Below are 17,051 nucleotides of genomic sequence, written 5' to 3' on the forward strand. Positions count from 1 at the left end.
GGGGGGCGCGGGGGGGGGGGGGGGGGCGCGCGGGGGGGGGCGCGCCCCCCCCCCCCCCCCCCCCCCCGGGGGAGGATCCGCCCCGCGCCCTGCTCGATGGCGGGTGGGCGCCACGGTCCTCCCGGGGAGTGATCGGATCAGGCGATGTACGCCGGGCCGCCGTTGCCCTCCGCCTGGTAGCCGTGGTGGGTCCGCTCCGTGCGGGTGGTCTCCGCGACGGTCCAGGCGTGGTACTTGGTCCACACCGTGGCGCCGGCCAGGCGCTCAGGCCAGGTCTGCCCGTTGGAGGTGGTCTTGGTGAGGGTCTTCTCGGTGGCGTAGTTGGCGATCGAGTTGATCCAGTTTTCGGCGCCGACCATCTGGTTCTCCCGGCCGAGACCCACGACGAACCCCTGCAGCGCCTCCGCGTTGCTCATCTCCCACAGCGCCTCCTCCGCGTAGTGCAGCAGGTCGTGCCAGTATTCACGCACGATCTCCACATCCTCACGGGTGCCCCAGCGGGAGATGTGGCCACCGATCAGGGCCTTGAAGTCGTACGACAGGATGTCGTCGTGGGCCTGGTAGAACCCGCTGATGTTCTCCGACACATCGCAGTGCGCGAACGTCACCGAGCCGGGGCTCACGATGTCGATCTTCGTGAGGACCTTCTGCGCGGGCCCGTAGATGTAGATGTTGCCCGGGCAGTGGTCGGCACCCTTGTAGGACAACTCCAGCTTGGTGCCGCCCACGTCGAGGGTCGCGTCCTTGCTGAACGTCTCGGTCGGCAGCGGTCGGTACTTGTCGGGGAAGCGGGCCAGCAGCTCGCGGGTGATGTCGTGCGCGATGATCTTCACCTCGGGGCCAAACTGGGATGCCGCGCCGATGTGGTCGGAATGCCAGTGGCTGTAGACCAGGTGCGTGATGGGCTCCCTGGTCACTGACCGGACCGCCGCCTGCAGGTTCTCGCCCAGTCCCGGCGGGGCGTCGATCACGATCACGCCGTCGCCGGTCACCACGAAGCCGGCGTCGTACCCGGCCGGGCTGGTCACCCAGTAGAAGTTACCGCCGTCGCCCACGTTCTCGGCGTGCCAGCCCTTCTCGTAGAAGGACGGGTCGTCGAGGTAGTCGGGCATGAACTGCTTCGGCGAGGGCGCGTTCCCCTCGACCACGGACTTCGCGAAGCCCCACCGGCTCGGATAGAAGTCGCCGTACTTGCTCGCCATGTCTTGCCTTCCTTCTGTTGTGCACGTGGCTTGGCTGCCGCAGGCCTACGGGCGGCGGACGATGCGTCGTACACCCATCCGACGACAGATAGAGCCGTTTGGCCTCTTATTTCATGAGAAGGTCGACATATGCCTGCTGGGTCACCTCGGCGCCGTCGATGATCCAGAAAAAGGTTGCCCGACCTATCATTTGTCAAACAATACATCTTCCGGGCAACGCTTCCAGTGGCCCCATCGGTGACCTGCGTCTCCGCGACCACTCATCGCACCCGAGCATCATGTTGATCAACTAACTAGTTGTCAGACAAAAGTTATGCTGCCTAGACTACATGAGGTCCAACCACCGCAACTGAGGAGACGGGCAATGCCCGATTACGGTCACGAGGTGCTATTCGGGACGTTCATCACGCCGCGCGCCGACGACCCCGACCGAGTGGTGACACTGGCCGAGTTGACCGAGGCGGCCGGGCTCGACCTGGCCACCTTTCAGGACCACCCCTACAACCCGGGGTTCCTGGACACCTGGACCCAGCTGAGCTGGGTCGCGTCGCGTACGCAGCGGCTGCGCGTCTCGGCGAACGTGCTGAACCTGTCGCTGTGCCCGCCGGCCCTGCTGGCGCGGGCCGCAGCGAGCCTGGACCTGCTGTCCAAGGGCCGGTTCGAGCTGGGCCTGGGCGCGGGTGCGATGTGGGACGGGATCGAGGGCATGGGCGGCCGCCGGCTCACGCCCGGGCAGGGGGTGCACGCGCTGCGGGAGGCCATCGAGATCCTCCGCGGAGTCTGGGACACCGCGAACCGCGAACCGCTTCGCCACGACGGCAGGCACTACCAGGTGCCCGGTATGCGCCGGGGCCCGGCGCCCGCCCATGACATCGGGATCTGGCTCGGCGCGTACAGGCCCAGGATGCTGGAGCTGACCGACGCCGTCGCCGATGGCTGGCTGCCGACCCTGGAATACCTGCAGTCGCCCGACCGGTTCACCGCGAACCGGATCATCGACCGGGGCGCCGAGGAGGCCGGACGTGACCTGCGGCAGATCCGCCGGCTGCTCAACCTGTTCCAGGTCGACTTCACCGGGACGAGTCGGGGCTTCCTGCAGGGCCCGCCGGAGCAGTGGGTCGAGAAACTGCTGCTGATGGTGCTCGACGAAGGCTTCAGCGTGTTCATCATCGGCCGGGACGACCCGCGTCTCATCCAGACGTTCGGCCAGGAGGTCGCGCCCGCGCTGCGCGAGGCCGTCGCGCGAGAACGAGCCGGTGCCGGCACCCCGACCGGGCCGATCCGCCCGGCGGTCGTGCTCGCCAAGCGGCAGCCCGGCCTCGACTACGACGCGCTGCCGGCCCCGCTGGCCGCCCACGCCGTCGAGCCCGGCGACCACGACTACGGGCGAGTGCGGCACAGCTACATTCGCCGGGGATCGCCAGCGCTGGTGCTGCGGCCCGGCGACGCCGCCGAGGCCGTCCACTACGCCCGCGACCAGGGCGTGCCACTGTCGGTACGCAGCGGTGGCCACGGCAGCAGCGGACGCTCCACCAACGACGGCGGCATTGGCATCGACCTGTCGCGGATGAACCGGGTCGAGGTGCTCGACCCCGCCCGGCGGATCATCCGCCTCGAGCCGGGTGCCCGCTGGGGCGAGGTCGCCCAGGCACTGACGCCGCACGGGCTCGCGATGAGCTCCGGCGACTACGGCGACGTCGGGGGCGGCGGCCTCGGCACCACCGCCGGCGTCGGTTTCCTGGCCCGCAAGTTCCTGGCCCGCAAGTACGGCCTCACCATCGACCACGTGGTGGCCGCTCAGATTGGCACCGCCGACGGCGGTTACCTGCGCACCGACAAGGCGCACCACCCGGACCTGTTCTGGGCGATCCGGGGTGCGGGCGGCAACTTCGGGGTCGTCACTGCCCTCGAGTTGGAGGCGTACGAGGTCGGCGACGTCGCGGTCGCCCAGCTGACCGTGGACGCCGACGACACCGCGGGCCTGCTGACCCGGTGGGGTGCGCTGGTCGAGCAGGCACCGCGCGAGCTGTCCAGCTTCCTGCCCGTGTTCGCCAGCCCGCGCGGCCCGATGGCGCGGGTCACCCTGGTCTACGCCGGGGACGACGCGGAGGCGGCGCAGGCCGCGCTGACGCCGTTCGTCGACATCGGACCGATCATCCGGCAACAAGCGCAGATCGTGCCGTACGCGGCACTGGTCGCCCCGTCACACAACCGCCACCACGGGCAGGGCCTCGAGCAGCGGGCTGCTGCCCCACATCACCGCCGCAGCGGCGGAGAGCATGCACCCGATGGTGCACTTCGGCGACGTCTCGGTGATGCAGATCCGGTCCGTCGGCGGGGCGGTCAACGACGTGCCCCGCGAGGCGACCGCGTACGCGCAACGCAGCCAGAACTTCTCGGTCATCGCCGCGACCGGAGCCGACGACGTCGCGGGGCTGGACAAGCGCTGGGCCGACATTCACCCGCACCTGGAAGGCACGTACCTCAGCTTCGAGACCCGTACCAACCCGGAGCTGCTGCATGAAGCGTTCCCTGAGCCCACGCAGGGCGGCTGCGCAGGCTCAAGGTGCAGTACGACCCGGACAACGTGTTCAACCGCAACATCCCGATCCCGCCCGACGACGGCGGGGAAGAACCCCGCTGACTGTTGTTGGCGTCCGACGGGCTGTCGGACATAACAAAGGAGATGTCATGCAGATTCGAGCAGCCGTGGCCCCGGGGCCAGGGCAGCCGTTCTCCATCGAGGACCTCGAGCTCAACGAGCCCCGCGACGATGAGGTGCTGGTGCGGATCGTCGCGACCGGTATCTGCCAGACCGACGCCCACGTCCGCAACGGGCGCACCCCGGCACCGCTGCCGATCGTACTGGGCCACGAAGGCGCAGGCATCGTGGAGCGCGTCGGCCCCGCCGTCACCGAGCTGCGTCCCGGCGACCACGTAGTGCTTTCCTACCAGTCCTGCGGCCACTGCCCACAGTGCCTGGCCGGGCACCCGGCATACTGCACCAAGGCCCTGCCCGCGAACTTCTCCGGCACGCGCCTTGACGGCAGCCGCGGCCTGCGCCGGAAGAGCGACGAAGCGGGGGAGGTCTTCGGGCACTTCTTCGGGCAGTCATCGTTCGCCACCCATGCCCTGACCACGCAACGCAACACCGTCAAGGTCGACCAGGACCTACCGCTGGAACTGCTCAGCCCGCTCGGCTGCAGCCTGCAGACCGGCGCCGGGGCGGTGCTCAACTCCTTCGCCGTACCCGCAGGGGAAACGATCGCGATCTTCGGGGTCGGCGCCGTCGGGTTCGGCGCGCTGATGGCGGCACGACTCGCGGGCGCCGCCACGATCACCGCGGTCGACGTCAACACGCAGCGCCTGGCCCTGGCCCAGGAGCTGGGCGCCACCCACACGGTCGACGCGACCCAGGCCGACGTGGCTGAGGCGATCAAGGACATCTCCAGCGGCGGCGTCGGCTACGTGCTCGACACGACCGGCCGCAGCGACATGCTCGACCACGCGGTCACCGCGCTGCGGCCGCTGGGCCGAGTCGGTCTCGTCGCTGGCGGAGTCGACAACACAGTGCCTGCCGCGAAGCTCGCCTTCGGCAAGACCGTCACCGGTATCGTCCAAGGCGACGCGATCCCGCAGGTGTTCATCCCCCGGCTCACCGGGTTCCACCGGTCCGGCCGCTTCCCGATCGAGCGGCTGGTCCGATTCTACGACTTCGACGACATCGAGACCGCCTTCGCCGCAGCGGCGAGCGGCGAGGTCATCAAACCGGTGCTGCGCATCGCGGACTCCGCAGCGCACTCCCGCGGGTAGCCGGCGCGGACGTCCGAAGAGGTACTCGATAACTGATCCGGCCCTGCCGGAGTCGGTGTCTGAGCTGGCTGTGATCAGCCTCGACCGGCGTTGTCGGCGTACCGTTCGATCTGGTGCCACGCCGAGGGCACCAGATCACTGGTGTCGTGTAATTGAGATCTTTTACTTGTCGTTGTTGGTGAGGAGTTTGCGGACCTGGGTGTGGACCCAGCGGACCTTGGCCAGTATCTCGTCGGGGGTGGCGGTCCAGACGAACGGTCTTGCGTCGGTGTTCCAGGCGGTGACGTAGTCGTAGTGTGGTGTCGCATGTCGGGGCGGCGTTGCTGCGGATGCTCGCGGATCGGGCGGGGGTGACCGGTGCGTTGTCGGCTGGGCTGGCCCGTACCGGCTGGTGGCCGGTCCATGATCGGGGTCGAGTGCTGGTCGACCTGGCGCTGATGATCGCCGACCGTAAATATCAGCTTCAGCCCTACGCGGAACGCGTATAGCACGCCGCTCATGGGTCGTTGCCGGGTTGGGAGAGCATGACGCTGGGCGCGGCAGCAGCCCCGTCGGCGCGGTCAGCCCTTCAGTCACCGGGAGGTGCGTCTTATCCATGGGCGGCGCGGCGACGTGGTACGACTGATTCAGTGACAAGCCGAAGAAGCGGGCGGACCGGTGACGACGAACAGAGTGACCAGATCCCTGCGTAAGGATGAGAGTCCACGGCGGCCGACCTTCTTGGAACTGTTCTTCGATCTGGTATACGTCTTCGCGTTCACCCGGATCGTGAACGAACTGGTACTGGACTACACTGATGGCCACATCGCCGAGACGTTTACCACTTGCCTTTCGGAAAACAGCGAGACTCTGCTGCTGTTCCTGGCCATCTGGTGGATCTGGACCCAGACGGCGTGGACGACCGCCAGATTCGACCCGTTGCACCCGACGATCCAGCTCGTTGTCGTCGCGACGATGCTCGGGAGCCTGTTCCTGGCGGTCGCGATATCTGGGGCTCTCGGAGAGACCGGCCTGCTCTTCGCCAGTACGTACGTCGCGACCCAGGTGGGCCGCACCCTCTTCTTCGTACTCACCATGCGGGACCACGATCTGCGCCGCGTCAACATGCTGGCGCTCGTCTGGTTCGGCGCGTCGGCCGTACCGTGGCTCACCGGAGCCCTCGCACCAGAGGAACTGACGCGCAATTTGCTGTGGCTGCTGGCCCTGGCGATCGACTACCTGGGGGGCACACTCGGCTGGCCGGTACCGCGGCTGGGGCGCTCGCAGGTATCCCCGTGGGCCGTCGCGGGCGAGTACTTGGCCGAACGCTACTGGCTGCTCGTCATCGTCGCGCTTGGTGAGACGATCCTGGCCACCGGAACGACTCTTCTAGACGGTCCGATCGTGGCTGATCGAATGATGGCCCTTGTACTGTCGTTCGTCACCACGGTGTTGCTGTGGCGGATCTACTTCTACCGGGCCGGCCAGATCTTGGGCGAGGCCATCGCGGCATCCGCCGATCCTGGCCGGCTCGGTCGGTCGGCCGAGCTCTCCCACCTACTCATGGCGCTCGGCATCGTCGCCACCTCGGCCGGTTCCGAACTCGTCCTCAAAGATCCATCCGGACACGCCAAACCGGCTTGGGTCGCCGCCATGCTCGGCGGGCCCGCGCTCTACCTCGCCGGGCGCTCAGTATTCGAGCACGTGGCCTTCGCCCGCGTGTCCCGGCCACGGCCGATCGGGATCCTCGTCCTCGTGGCCATAGCGCCGGTGATGGTCGGCCTGCCGCCACTCGGGGTCGCTGCAGCAGCTGCCACCGTCCTGTTCGCCGTCGCCGCCGCGGACGTGATCCGAGCCTACGGATACCCACTGGAGCAGGCCTCGCCGCCCCGCTGACGCGCGCCCGTTGCTCCACCAGATCCGAGCCGATCTAGGGCAAAGCCGTGTGGTCGGACACCTGTACCGTGTCATAACTCGTCGCACATGCTGTGATCTGGGAGTTCTCGACTCGCGCCGATGATCGCTGGTATGACCGTGCGGTTGCTGTACCTGGGAATGATCCACCTGTTCAACGCCCTGGGGTTGTTGATCCATGGTGACAGAGCGTTGCTGGTCGAGGTCCTCGCGCTGCGGCATGAGGTTGCGGTGCTGCGCCGCCACGTCCCCGGCCGGCTGCGGTTGTCCTGGCCGGACCGGGCGGTCCTGTCCGCCCCCTGGCCCGCCTGCTACCCCGCCGGATACGGGAACACCGGATCGTCACCCCGGCCACGTTGCTCGCCTGGCACCGCCGCCTGGTACGACGCCCGCTGTCAGCACGGTCACGACGAGCGCCGGCTGAACAACGTGTCCAGCGACTCCGCGCGGTACTCGCTGACCGGACCGCCGTCCGCCGCCCCAGCGGGCAGAGCGCCGTCCGGAGCACGCCGATGGTGAGCCAGCACCGCGGCGATCACCTCGCTGGGCATCGGGTTCAGATACAACTGCGTCGTGGACAGCTGCGCGTGTCCCAGAACCCACTGCACGTCGGTGAGCGGCAACCGCGGATCTCGGGCCATCCGATACGCCGCGGTATGCCGCAAGTCATGCAACGACCAGTTGGCGCCCAACACCGGGTTGACGCGGGTGAACCCCGCCCGCGCCGCCGGGTAACTCAGCGCCCGCAACGGCCGCCGACGCGTCCACCACAACGGATCATCGCGCCCGATCGGCGTGGAGCTGTCCAACGTGCACTGGTAGAGCCGTACCCAGACGAACGCGTCCGGAGACGCCGGGATTTGCTGCACGGCCCGCGCGCCCTTGCGGACCACGGTGATCACCTGCTGCCCGGCGTCGAGGTCACCGCAACGCGCCCCGAGCAGTTCCGCCGCCCGCGCGCCGGTCGATACCCACAGGGACACCAAAGCCCGGTCACGGTGGGAGCCCAACCCGGCGAACAACTGGTTGAACCGCTCATCCGGGATGCACCGCGGAATCCGCGCCACCAATCTTGGCCGATACCGCCCGACCGCTCGCGCTGCCACAGCTCCATCGGGTTGTGATGCGCATGGGCCCGGCCCTCTCGCCGCTCACCGACCAGCGGGAACGGGTTGACCATCAGCCCGGACCCGGCCTCCTGGTGGAAGGCGTAGAAGCCCCGCACCACCGTCTCGGCATGCGCCCGCGTCGCCGGCGCATACGTACTCGCCAACGACGGCTTGAGGTTCCCCCCGGGATGTGGACACCGGGTTATGCCGCGATCTGGTGCAGGGTAGCGGGTGTGAGGGTTTGTTCGTAGTTGGCGGGGCTGAGGTAGCCGAGGGTGGGGTGGCGTCGCCGGTGGTTGTAGAAGGCGATCCAGCGGAACACGTCGCGGCGGGTGTCGGCCTCGGATGTCCAGCGCCGGTGGTCGACGTCGAGTTCACGTTTGAGGGTGGCGAAGAACGCCTCGGCCAGGGCGTTGTCGTACGACGAGCCGATGCGGCCCATCGAGCGGCGGACGCCGTGGCGTTGGCAGGCGTCGGCGAAGTCGCTACTGCCGTACTGACTTCCGCGGTCGCTGTGGAAGATCACCCGGTCGACCCGGCCGCCGCGGGCGGCGACGGCGGCGTCGAGGGCATCGATGATCAGTCCGGTGCGCATGTTGATCGACCAACCGATCAGGCGGCGGGTGGCGATGTCGATGACCGTGGCCAGATACAGCCAGCCGGTCCCGACGCGCAGGTAGGTGATGTCGCCGCACCACCGCTGATCTGGAGCGTCGGCGGTGAAGTCCCGGCCGATCAGGTCCGGCACCGGCGCAGCGGCCGGATCCGGGATGGTGGTGCGTTTGCGGCGGCGCAGGTGCCGGCCCACCACGTCGCGTTGGCGCATGATCCGCTCGACCCGCTTGCGGTTGACCCGCACACCCTGGTGGCGCAGCTCGACGGTCACCCGCGGGGATCCGTAGGCGCCACCGGAGTCGGCGTGGACCTGGGTGATCCGCTCGGCGAGGACGTCCTCGGCGGCGGCGTGAGCCTGCCGGGCGGGTTCGCCGGCTGCCCAGCGGTAGAACCCGGAGCGGGACACCGCCAGGACCCGGCACAGCCGCTTGACGCCGAACACGGCCCGGTGGGCGGAGATGAACCGGAAGCGGCTGGTCACCGATCCATCTGACTCGAAAATATCCGCGATCACCCGGTCAGGCCGTGGCTAATGCGTCCAGCCGGACGGCGTAGCCAAGGTTGTTGAGCTGGGTGACGAGGCGACGGGTCTGCCGAGACTTGCCGGCCCGTTCGGTGAAGTAGCCAGCGCCCAGGTCGTGGTAGGCCACGTCGTGGGTGAGCATGTGCCAGACCGCGACCAACATCGAGTGCTGGACCGCGACGACCGCTCGTTTCTTGCCGCGTCGGGCGGCGACGCGTTTGTATCGAGCGGCGAGGTAGGTGTCCTTGGTGCGGGTGATCGCCTGCGCGGCCTCGCCAAGTGCTGCCCGCAGCGCGGCGTTGCCGTTCCGGGTTTTGCCGGACAGTTGCTTGCCGGCCGATTCGTTGTTTCCTGGGCACACTGCCGCCCACGAGGCCAGATGCCCGGCGGAGGGAAACGCCACCATGTCGACGCCGATCTCGGCGATGATCACTTCGGCGATGCGGGTACTGATGCCCGGGATGGTCGACAGCAGTTCGACCTGGCGGCGCATCGGGTCGATCTGTTCGGCGATCCGGGCCGAGATCCGCTCGACCGTCGTGGCGGCGGCGTCAATGCGGTCCAGCATCGCACGGACCAGGAACGCGTGGTGATCGCTGAACCGCCCAGTCAGAGCCTCGACCAGCTGTGCTCGTTTCGACTTCATCCGGCGTAGCGCCATGTCCGCCAGCACCTGCGGATCCCGTTGACCAGCGATAAGTGCGTCGAGCATGGCGCGGGCAGACTTACCGAGCAGGTCGGCGACGACCGCGGACAACTTGATGCCGGCATCTTCGAGAAGCTTCTCCAACCGCGCGATGTCTCGCACTCGCTCGCGAACGACCTCGGTCCGATAGCGGGTCAGATCCCGCAGCTGCCGGATCGGCGCTGGGGGCACGAAACTCGGCCGGACCAGGCCGTGTTGCACCATCCGGCAGATCCACTCCGCATCAATTACGTCGGTCTTGCGGCCCGGCACGTTATGCAGGTGCCGAGCGTTGAGCAGCTGCACCGAGAACGAATCCTCCAGCAGGTAGTACACCGGCTTCCAGTACGCCCCGGTCGCCTCCATCCCGACGGTCGTGACCCCCTCGATGGCCAGCCAGTCCCGCAGCAGCAACAATTCACTGGTCATCGTGGTGAAAGTCCGCACCTCGACCCGCCAGCGGCCCGCACCGTCCGGCACCCTGATACACGCCTTGACGTCACGTTTGCCGATGTCGATCCCGGCGCACCGCTCAACGATGACTTCCATCCACGACCCTCCAGGCTCGGCGGCGAAGCCGCCCGGAGGCACCCGACAGGCCGAAGAATCTGACTCACGTGCTCGAAGCAACACTGCGGGGAGCCTGTCACGCGGGCACCCAGCGTCATACTCCTTCTCGGGCGCGCAGCACCATGATGGAACGACGTCGCCGGGCGGACCCACCATTTTCTCCCCGCGGGGAGGCGCGCCGCGCCCGGACTACTCCTTCGCGAAATAGGCGGCTGCCTTGCGCAGGATCTCCTTCTCCTGCCGCAGCTCAGCCACCTCGCGCCGCAGCCGGGCGATCTCGGCGTCCTTGTTCGCCACCGACACCCCGTCACCCGAGGCCACCGCACTCGTCCCGGTCTGCCACTCCCGCTTGCGGACCCAGTTCCGCAGCGTCTCGTGACTCATCCCCAGTACACGGGCGACCTGGTTGATCGGCCGCCCCGACGAGTGGACCAGGTCGACCGCGTCACGCTGGAACTCTTCCGTGTACTTCGATGGACGCCCCAACGGGGACACCCCTTCCTCTGGACCAACGTCCAGTCTCAGGGTGTCCACATCTCAGGGGGAAGCCCACCCTGCCAGGAGCGATAGACAGCAGTTGAAGCCTGTACAGCGCCGTTGAACGCTTCTGTCAAGAAACGATCCACAACGCGCTGACCAGCAACGAAGCAAGGGACGCAGATCGGCACCGGGGCCGATACCCGCAGGTCAGGTCCTTTGAACGCGGTTCAGCGCCATTGGGAGCGCGCCACCGCTCCCAATCTGCTCCCCGTAACGGTGATCGGACCCGAGTACCGACGATGGCAATCCTCGCCAGCGTGATCAACCAGTCCCACGTCAACGCCGACGTCCGGATACTCGAACGATAGAGGCTCGGCCCTCGCGCCCCAGGCCCAGCGTATTACAATGTGTTACGGTGACGAGGTGCCGGAGCGGGAGTACGTGTGGACCGACGAGGGCCTGACCAACGCCCGCCGCAACGGCATCGGCGTGGACGAGACCACCCAGGCGCTGTACGCCCCGCCGGGCCTACGCTACGAACGCGCCCTCGGGGACCTACTGCTCATCGTCATGGGCATGGCCGACAGCGGCCGAGTCATCGCCGCGCTGTGCGACCGCATCGGCGCCACCCAGACATACAAGATCATAGGAGCCCGTGCCCTCCAAGGGCACAGACCTCGACGAGTGGAGGAGGCGAGTCCTGTGACCGAGCCGAACTTCGACCAGATGACCAAAGACGAGGTCATCGCATGGTTCCAGACCACCGAGAGTCTGGCACCGGTCATCAGGTCCATGACCGAAGCGCCCGCGTCCGCAACCGTACCCGAGACACCCATGATGCTGGTCAGCATCCGGCTACCCGTCGCACTTGTGGGACAGCTCGACGACCTCGCCGACCAAGCCAACACCCGCCGATCCGACATCATCCGCGATGCCCTGACCAGACACATCACCGCCCGCACAACACCCGTCAGCCAAGACGAAGCCGAACACGCCCTTGACGTGCTTCGCCGCATCGTGACCATCCGCACCACCGAAAGCCAGGCCGACGCGGCGTAGGGGACCTTGGGGAACATCAATCACTCCATGAAAACGGGGGCGGCTCACCCCGCGACCTGGGGCTGGCAAGCCCGATTGCACAACCTGGACGACCTACAGACCAAGGCCCGTGCCTGCAACCGGCGGATCCTGGACGCGCAACGTGTCGGTCAGGGCTGTGTCCTCGCGAGCCCAGCCTTCGAGCGGATCGCGCACCCCACGATTGACCCGGACGGTGGCAGGACCCCAGCCCTACGATTCGGCGATCCTCGAGTCATGGCCCTGACCGGCGCACTCTGCCACACGCTGCTCGCCGCAACCGGCCTTCACCAACAACAGCCTTCGCGCCTTGACCGCCGGGCTGCTCGGCGACGACTACCGCCCCGGCCAGATGACCTACGACCTACGCCGCCTCCGACTCAACGGCCTCATCCGCCGGCCACCCCGCTCCAACCGGTACATACTCACCGAGGACGGCATCCGCATCGCCATCTTCTACACCAAATCTACAACCGGATGCCCATCCCACTCACCGCCACCGACCAACCCCAAGCACCACCCGAACTACGAGCCGCGCTGACCACCATCACCCGCCACGTCAACAGCTACGCCACCAACTCCCGCCTCCCAAACCCCCGCCAAAACTTGACACAAGTGTGAATAACCTAGCGGCCAAAGATCGTTAGGACTGACCTTCAGTTGGCAAGGCTCGGGCTGAAGCTTGTCCGCAGAGTCTGTTGCCAGGGCTTCTCAGCGGCCCTGCGCGTTTTCTGCAGCAGATGCGGTAACGACCGCACGGTCCCGGTGGTGAACATCGGTGCCATACCGCGCAGCCATGGTTCGGACGGCTTCTTCCACAACCGCGGTCGTGCGGGCAGGGGTCACCGTCCAGTCCGGGAGCACCAGGCTCGGCCAGAACAGGTAGTTGGAGATCATCCCGAGGAACTGCGTAGCAGCCATCTCCGGGTCAGCGATGTTTGCGGCTCCCGCGTCGCGCTCGGTCAAGAGGTAGATCCGGACGGACTCGAAGTATGGCAGCTTGCCTTGTGAGAAATGTGCTTTGGCCAGTTCGGGAAAGCGTGGCAGTTCGGCGATGACGATGCGGAACAGGTCGGTCATCTCCGGCTGGCTCAACAGCGTCGCGTAGCGCCGCCCGAGAACCGTCAGGCCGGCCGTCAGGTCACCGGCGGGCGGCACGTCGGCGACGTCGTTCTTGGCCCACGAGTCGATGACGATGGCATCGAACAATGCTGCCTTTGTCGGAAACTGCTTGAACAGCGTTGCTTTCGACACGCCAGCGCTGGCGGCAACACGCGCCAGTGATGCCCGGTCGTAGCCCAACTCAAGGAAAAGCTCAGTAGCGGCCTGCACGATGAGCGCGCGCTTCTCCTCCGCCACGCGCTGGTGGTAGGCCGACGGCGTTGGGGTCATGCGCCCATCATAGCGAGGTGAGTGGGTTGACTCACCACGCGTGAGAGCGTAGCTTCGACGTGGTGAGTCGCTCGACTCGCCACCCGGTCTCGGGTTGTCGTCTCTCGTACGCACTCGGAGGATTTGATGTCCCGCTTCGCCAATCAGACCGTTCTCGTGACCGGCGGCACCGGTGGGCAGGGGGCCAGTCACGTTCGCGCCTTACATGCCGAAGGCGCCAACGTCGTCATCGGTGACATCAATGCCGAGCGTGGCGCCGGCCTCGCCGCCGAGTTGGGAGACGGGGCTCGTTTCGTCTGCCTCGACGTGTCCCAGGAGGAGTCGTGGGCCGCCGCCGTCGCGGAGACCGAGAAGGCCTTCGGTGCGCTCACGATCTTGGTCAACAACGCCGGGGTGCAGAACCCGCCGGCCCTCATCGAGTCCACCAACCGGGCTACATGGGCTCGCATCCTCGACATCAACCTCACCGGCACTTTCCTCGGCATCAAGGCAGCCGCCCCGGCGCTGCGGCGCGCGGGGGGAGGAGTAATCATCAACATCGCCTCCACCATGGGCATCGGCGGTACTGCCTTCTACGCGCCCTATGTCGCCAGCAAGTGGGCGGTTCGAGGGCTCACTCAGACCGCTGCCCTTGAGTTGGGCCGCGACAACATCCGCGTCAATGCGATCCACCCCGGCGTTGTCGCCACTCCGTTCATCACCGAACCGGCGGCCGGCAGCGACGCCCCGATCGCCGACTTCTACTCGCCCGAGCCGTTCGCCGTCCCGCGACTCGGGCAGCCCGCCGACATCACTGCGCTGCTGTTGTTCCTTTCATCGCCGGACGCGGCCTTCATCACCGGCGCCGAGTATGTCATCGACGGGGGACTGCTCCTCGGCCCCGCACTGCAGAAGGAAGCCGCATGAACCCCGCAGACCAGCATGGTGAGCGCAGCGCGCTTGACCCGCTGGCGCACCTGCCGCACGAGATCAGGCGCGCCATCAAGATCACTCCCGCGGCCGGAACCCGCGAACGAATCGTGGACATCACCACCACCGGCCGGCGCACCGGACGACCCCGGCGCATTGAGATCTTCTTCTACCGCGCCAACGGCGCAACCTATCTTTGCAGCGGAGCGGGCGGAGGCGCGACCAGCTGGTACGCGAACTTACGAGCCAACCCCGCTTTCACCTTCCACCTCAAGAACGGCATCAGAGCGGACCTGCCGGCGCACGCGACCACCGTCACCGATTCCACGGAACGAGCCGCGGTGATCGCGGCCATCGTCGACGACCTCAACCAGCCTCACGACCCTGGCACCGTCAGGCCGACCCATCCAGACAACTGGGCCGCCAGCAGGCTGATGCGAATCGACTTCGACTGAGCCGCCTCGCATGTCGTGAAGCGGCGCCGCGCCGTCATCGGCCAGAGGCACGTATCGACCCATCATTCGTCATCGCGGCGGAGGTTTACACGAGGGGCAAACGGCCGCACGCGAACCCCGTCACTGCTTTCGTCATGGACAAGGCGGGCTTGAGAGCTGGACATCCCTCGGTACGGCTTCGTGAAGGACACGTGCACTACTTTAAGCAATAGCGGATGATCAGCATCGGCATCGACATCGACATCGCCGGCAACGCAGATCGTGGCCGTATCCGGTGCCGCCGGTGTTCTATGGGATCAACTCAGCCACGGAAAGCGCCTCGTCCAGCCGACCAGCGGCCAGGTCGTCGTGACGGATCACGAAACTCCCGTCACTCCGGTAATAGAACTCGTTATCTATGGGAAAGCGGGCGAGCGACACCAACTCACTTGTCAGCCGGTGCGTCTCCTCCTCCACATGGGAATACCATTTCGCGACCGGGATGACGATCTCGCCGGTCGAACTGCCCGACCGGAACACCGGCGGATCCCCCGCTCAACCGGGTCGACAAACGGAGATGCTGGATGAACCGGCTGACCTCGTCGTCCGGGATGCCCAACGCGAGTGCTGCACGACGAAACTGCCCCTGATGATCCACAGCGCAACATGGTGCCACGAGGGCGAGCCGGCGACCGGGTGCCCCCACGGCCCGCACGCGCTGTCGTCGGCATCGCTGCCGCCGTGATCGGGTGCGCACATCTCGGCAGATCCGGAAGCCGGGTCGCCCGTCGTTGTAGGGTCGGGAACTGGCGCGGTGGCGCGTTCTGGAGGTTAGGTCCGACAGCCTTTGAGTGCCGGTGGTTTCCCGCCCGGTTGTCCCACTGCAGTGACCGTGTCCAGGGCGCTCCGTTTCCAGCTCCCGCCCGTCGAACCGTGCGTGCGGTTCTCCCGCACACGGCTCACCGACGTCGTTCAACGCCGGCATTCGGTCTGTCCCGCCGCCAAGGCTTGAAGGGCCTCGGTGCAACGACGGTTCCCACAAGCCCGATCAGGCCCAACTCGTTGCCGGAGTAGGCCACGACCGACCACCCGAACTCGCGGCTACGTTTATGCCGCTTCCGCAGCACGATCGCCAACCGCATCTTCGCGTAGTCCCTGATCTTTCCGAAGTGTCGGGCCGAGTTGCCGTACTTGAAGTACCCGGCCCAACCGCGCAGGAACAGGTTGATGTCCTGCACGATCCACTCCACCGGCAGCAACAGCCGGGACCGGTCGGTTACCCGCCGGATCCGGTTTCGGGCGTGCTGCATGGCCTTGTTCGCGGGCCAGCGGGCCAGGAAGGTGACCTGCTTGGTCCCGGTCCGTGCCCACGCGCGCACCAGCCGGTGGTGGAAACCGAGGAAGTCCACGCCTTCCCCACCGACCTGAAGGTGCACGATGCGGGTCTTCGCCGCCTTGGGCTCCAGCCCAAGGTCGGCCAGCAGTTCCGTCAACCGCCCGAGGGCGGCTTCGGCCTGCTGCCGGGACGAGCACATCACGATCGCGTCATCGGCGTACCGAACCAGAACCCCGTGCACACGCTCGACCATGCCCGATCGATACGGTGCAGGTAGATGTTCGCCAGCAACGGCGACACCACGCCGCCCTGTGGGGTACCGGTCACTTCCCGCCGGACCACGCCGTGTTCCATCACCCCAGCGCGCAGCATCGCCCGCAGGAGTTTCAGGATGGCCTGGTCACACACACGCGTTCCTGGACCGCTTGCATCAACTTGTCATGCGGAATCGCCGAGAAGCAGTTGGCGATATCCGTCTCGACCACCCACCGCCTACCCCGCCAGGACTCATCGATGAGTACTTGCAGGGCGTCGTGCGCCGAGCGTTTCGGGCGGAACCCGAAGCTGCACGACAACATGTCGGCCTCGAAGATCGGCTCGAGCACGATCTTCACCGCGGCCTGCACAACACGGTCCCGAACCGCAGGAATCGACAACGGACGCCGCTCGGCCGTCCCGGGCTTTGGGATGAACACCCGACGCGTCGGCAACGGCGGGTACCGGCCCTGCTGCAACTCCACGGCCACCTCGTCAAGCAGCCGGGCAACCCCGTACTCCTCGATCTGGCCCAGGGTGGTCCTATCGATGCCCGGGACGCCGTTGTTACGGCGCACCGCGACCCACGCCCGCCACAAGACGTCCCTGCGGAAGACCTTGTCTCGCAGCGCGTGGAACCGACGTCCGGGATCGGCCTTGGCCGCCCGGTACAACGCAAGCTGCAAGGCACGAACCGGGTCCAACACGGACCCCAACACGGCGGGACTAGCCGAAACGGCACTCACCGGGCACCATCT

The 17,051-nt window shown here is 67.1% G+C and carries 18 protein-coding genes; 9 read left to right on the forward strand and 9 right to left on the reverse strand.

All coding sequences use genetic code 11. The features are described 5' to 3' along the window. Positions 1-137 precede the first annotated feature (137 nt). Entirely contained in the window at positions 138-1,202 is a 1,065-nt protein-coding gene (locus R6Y94_RS23210; protein WP_318398014.1) for an MBL fold metallo-hydrolase, read from the reverse strand. A gap of 364 nt (positions 1,203-1,566) precedes the next feature. Between R6Y94_RS23210 and R6Y94_RS23215 the strand changes: the two genes are divergently transcribed. The 5 genes from R6Y94_RS23215 to R6Y94_RS23235 all read left to right on the forward strand — a co-directional run bounded on the left by R6Y94_RS23215 (position 1,567) and on the right by R6Y94_RS23235 (position 6,890). Continuing rightward, positions 1,567-3,726 carry an LLM class flavin-dependent oxidoreductase gene (locus R6Y94_RS23215; protein WP_318398015.1) on the forward strand — a complete coding sequence of 720 codons (2,160 nt, stop codon included), beginning with the start codon at positions 1,567-1,569 and terminating at the stop codon, positions 3,724-3,726. Positions 3,727-3,753: 27 nt separating this feature from the next. Continuing rightward, entirely contained in the window at positions 3,754-3,846 is a 93-nt protein-coding gene (locus tag R6Y94_RS23220; protein WP_318398038.1) for a BBE domain-containing protein, read from the forward strand. Between the two features lie 47 nt (positions 3,847-3,893). Continuing rightward, positions 3,894-5,015, forward strand: a complete 1,122-nt coding sequence (locus R6Y94_RS23225; protein WP_318398016.1) for an NAD(P)-dependent alcohol dehydrogenase — start codon at positions 3,894-3,896, stop codon at positions 5,013-5,015. Between the two features lie 299 nt (positions 5,016-5,314). Then, the gene (locus R6Y94_RS23230) at positions 5,315-5,503 is read left to right on the forward strand and encodes a hypothetical protein (RefSeq protein WP_318398017.1); all 189 of its coding nucleotides are present in this window, start codon (positions 5,315-5,317) and stop codon (positions 5,501-5,503) included. Positions 5,504-5,735: 232 nt separating this feature from the next. Further along, positions 5,736-6,890, forward strand: coding sequence for a low temperature requirement protein A (locus tag R6Y94_RS23235; protein WP_318398018.1), 1,155 nt, complete (start codon positions 5,736-5,738; stop codon positions 6,888-6,890). A 422-nt stretch (positions 6,891-7,312) separates the two neighbouring features. Here the strand turns inward: R6Y94_RS23235 and R6Y94_RS23240 are convergent, their stop codons facing one another. From R6Y94_RS23240 to R6Y94_RS23255, 4 genes are all read right to left on the reverse strand, one after another. Further along, the gene (locus tag R6Y94_RS23240; RefSeq protein ID WP_318398019.1) at positions 7,313-7,975 is read right to left on the reverse strand and encodes a site-specific integrase; all 663 of its coding nucleotides are present in this window, start codon (positions 7,973-7,975) and stop codon (positions 7,313-7,315) included. A 244-nt stretch (positions 7,976-8,219) separates the two neighbouring features. After that, positions 8,220-9,113 carry an IS3 family transposase gene (locus tag R6Y94_RS23245; protein ID WP_318398020.1) on the reverse strand — a complete coding sequence of 298 codons (894 nt, stop codon included), beginning with the start codon at positions 9,111-9,113 and terminating at the stop codon, positions 8,220-8,222. Positions 9,114-9,150: 37 nt separating this feature from the next. Further along, positions 9,151-10,389: an IS110 family transposase gene (locus tag R6Y94_RS23250; RefSeq protein WP_318398021.1), complete on the reverse strand. Its 1,239-nt coding sequence runs from the start codon at positions 10,387-10,389 to the stop codon at positions 9,151-9,153. 210 nt (positions 10,390-10,599) lie between these two features. Next, a complete protein-coding gene (locus R6Y94_RS23255) occupies positions 10,600-10,896 on the reverse strand; it encodes a transposase (protein ID WP_318398022.1) in 297 nt (98 codons plus the stop codon). 417 nt (positions 10,897-11,313) lie between these two features. On the opposite strand from R6Y94_RS23255, the gene R6Y94_RS23260 reads away from it, so the two are divergent. Both R6Y94_RS23260 and R6Y94_RS23265 read left to right on the forward strand, forming a co-directional pair. Next, positions 11,314-11,949 carry a ribbon-helix-helix domain-containing protein gene (locus R6Y94_RS23260; RefSeq protein ID WP_318398023.1) on the forward strand — a complete coding sequence of 212 codons (636 nt, stop codon included), beginning with the start codon at positions 11,314-11,316 and terminating at the stop codon, positions 11,947-11,949. 328 nt (positions 11,950-12,277) lie between these two features. Continuing rightward, positions 12,278-12,508, forward strand: coding sequence for a hypothetical protein (locus R6Y94_RS23265; protein WP_318398024.1), 231 nt, complete (start codon positions 12,278-12,280; stop codon positions 12,506-12,508). A 170-nt stretch (positions 12,509-12,678) separates the two neighbouring features. Here the strand turns inward: R6Y94_RS23265 and R6Y94_RS23270 are convergent, their stop codons facing one another. After that, the gene (locus tag R6Y94_RS23270; protein ID WP_318398025.1) at positions 12,679-13,359 is read right to left on the reverse strand and encodes a TetR/AcrR family transcriptional regulator; all 681 of its coding nucleotides are present in this window, start codon (positions 13,357-13,359) and stop codon (positions 12,679-12,681) included. Between the two features lie 126 nt (positions 13,360-13,485). Between R6Y94_RS23270 and R6Y94_RS23275 the strand changes: the two genes are divergently transcribed. Continuing rightward, the gene (locus R6Y94_RS23275) at positions 13,486-14,265 is read left to right on the forward strand and encodes a glucose 1-dehydrogenase (RefSeq protein WP_318398026.1); all 780 of its coding nucleotides are present in this window, start codon (positions 13,486-13,488) and stop codon (positions 14,263-14,265) included. Continuing rightward, positions 14,262-14,723 carry a nitroreductase/quinone reductase family protein gene (locus tag R6Y94_RS23280; protein WP_318398027.1) on the forward strand — a complete coding sequence of 154 codons (462 nt, stop codon included), beginning with the start codon at positions 14,262-14,264 and terminating at the stop codon, positions 14,721-14,723. The genes R6Y94_RS23275 and R6Y94_RS23280 overlap by 4 nt, the downstream gene beginning before the upstream one ends. A gap of 288 nt (positions 14,724-15,011) precedes the next feature. Here the strand turns inward: R6Y94_RS23280 and R6Y94_RS23285 are convergent, their stop codons facing one another. The 3 genes from R6Y94_RS23285 to R6Y94_RS23295 all read right to left on the reverse strand — a co-directional run bounded on the left by R6Y94_RS23285 (position 15,012) and on the right by R6Y94_RS23295 (position 16,979). Continuing rightward, positions 15,012-15,242, reverse strand: a complete 231-nt coding sequence (locus R6Y94_RS23285) for a hypothetical protein (RefSeq protein WP_318398028.1) — start codon at positions 15,240-15,242, stop codon at positions 15,012-15,014. 419 nt (positions 15,243-15,661) lie between these two features. After that, on the reverse strand, positions 15,662-16,291 hold the full coding sequence (locus tag R6Y94_RS23290) for a group II intron maturase-specific domain-containing protein (RefSeq protein ID WP_318398029.1): 630 nt from the start codon (positions 16,289-16,291) through the stop codon (positions 15,662-15,664). 133 nt (positions 16,292-16,424) lie between these two features. Further along, a complete protein-coding gene (locus tag R6Y94_RS23295) occupies positions 16,425-16,979 on the reverse strand; it encodes a reverse transcriptase domain-containing protein (protein WP_318398030.1) in 555 nt (184 codons plus the stop codon). Positions 16,980-17,051: the final 72 nt, after the last annotated feature.

Source organism: Plantactinospora sp. KLBMP9567, assembly GCF_033446045.1.
In the GTDB taxonomy this organism is placed as follows: domain Bacteria; phylum Actinomycetota; class Actinomycetes; order Mycobacteriales; family Micromonosporaceae; genus Plantactinospora.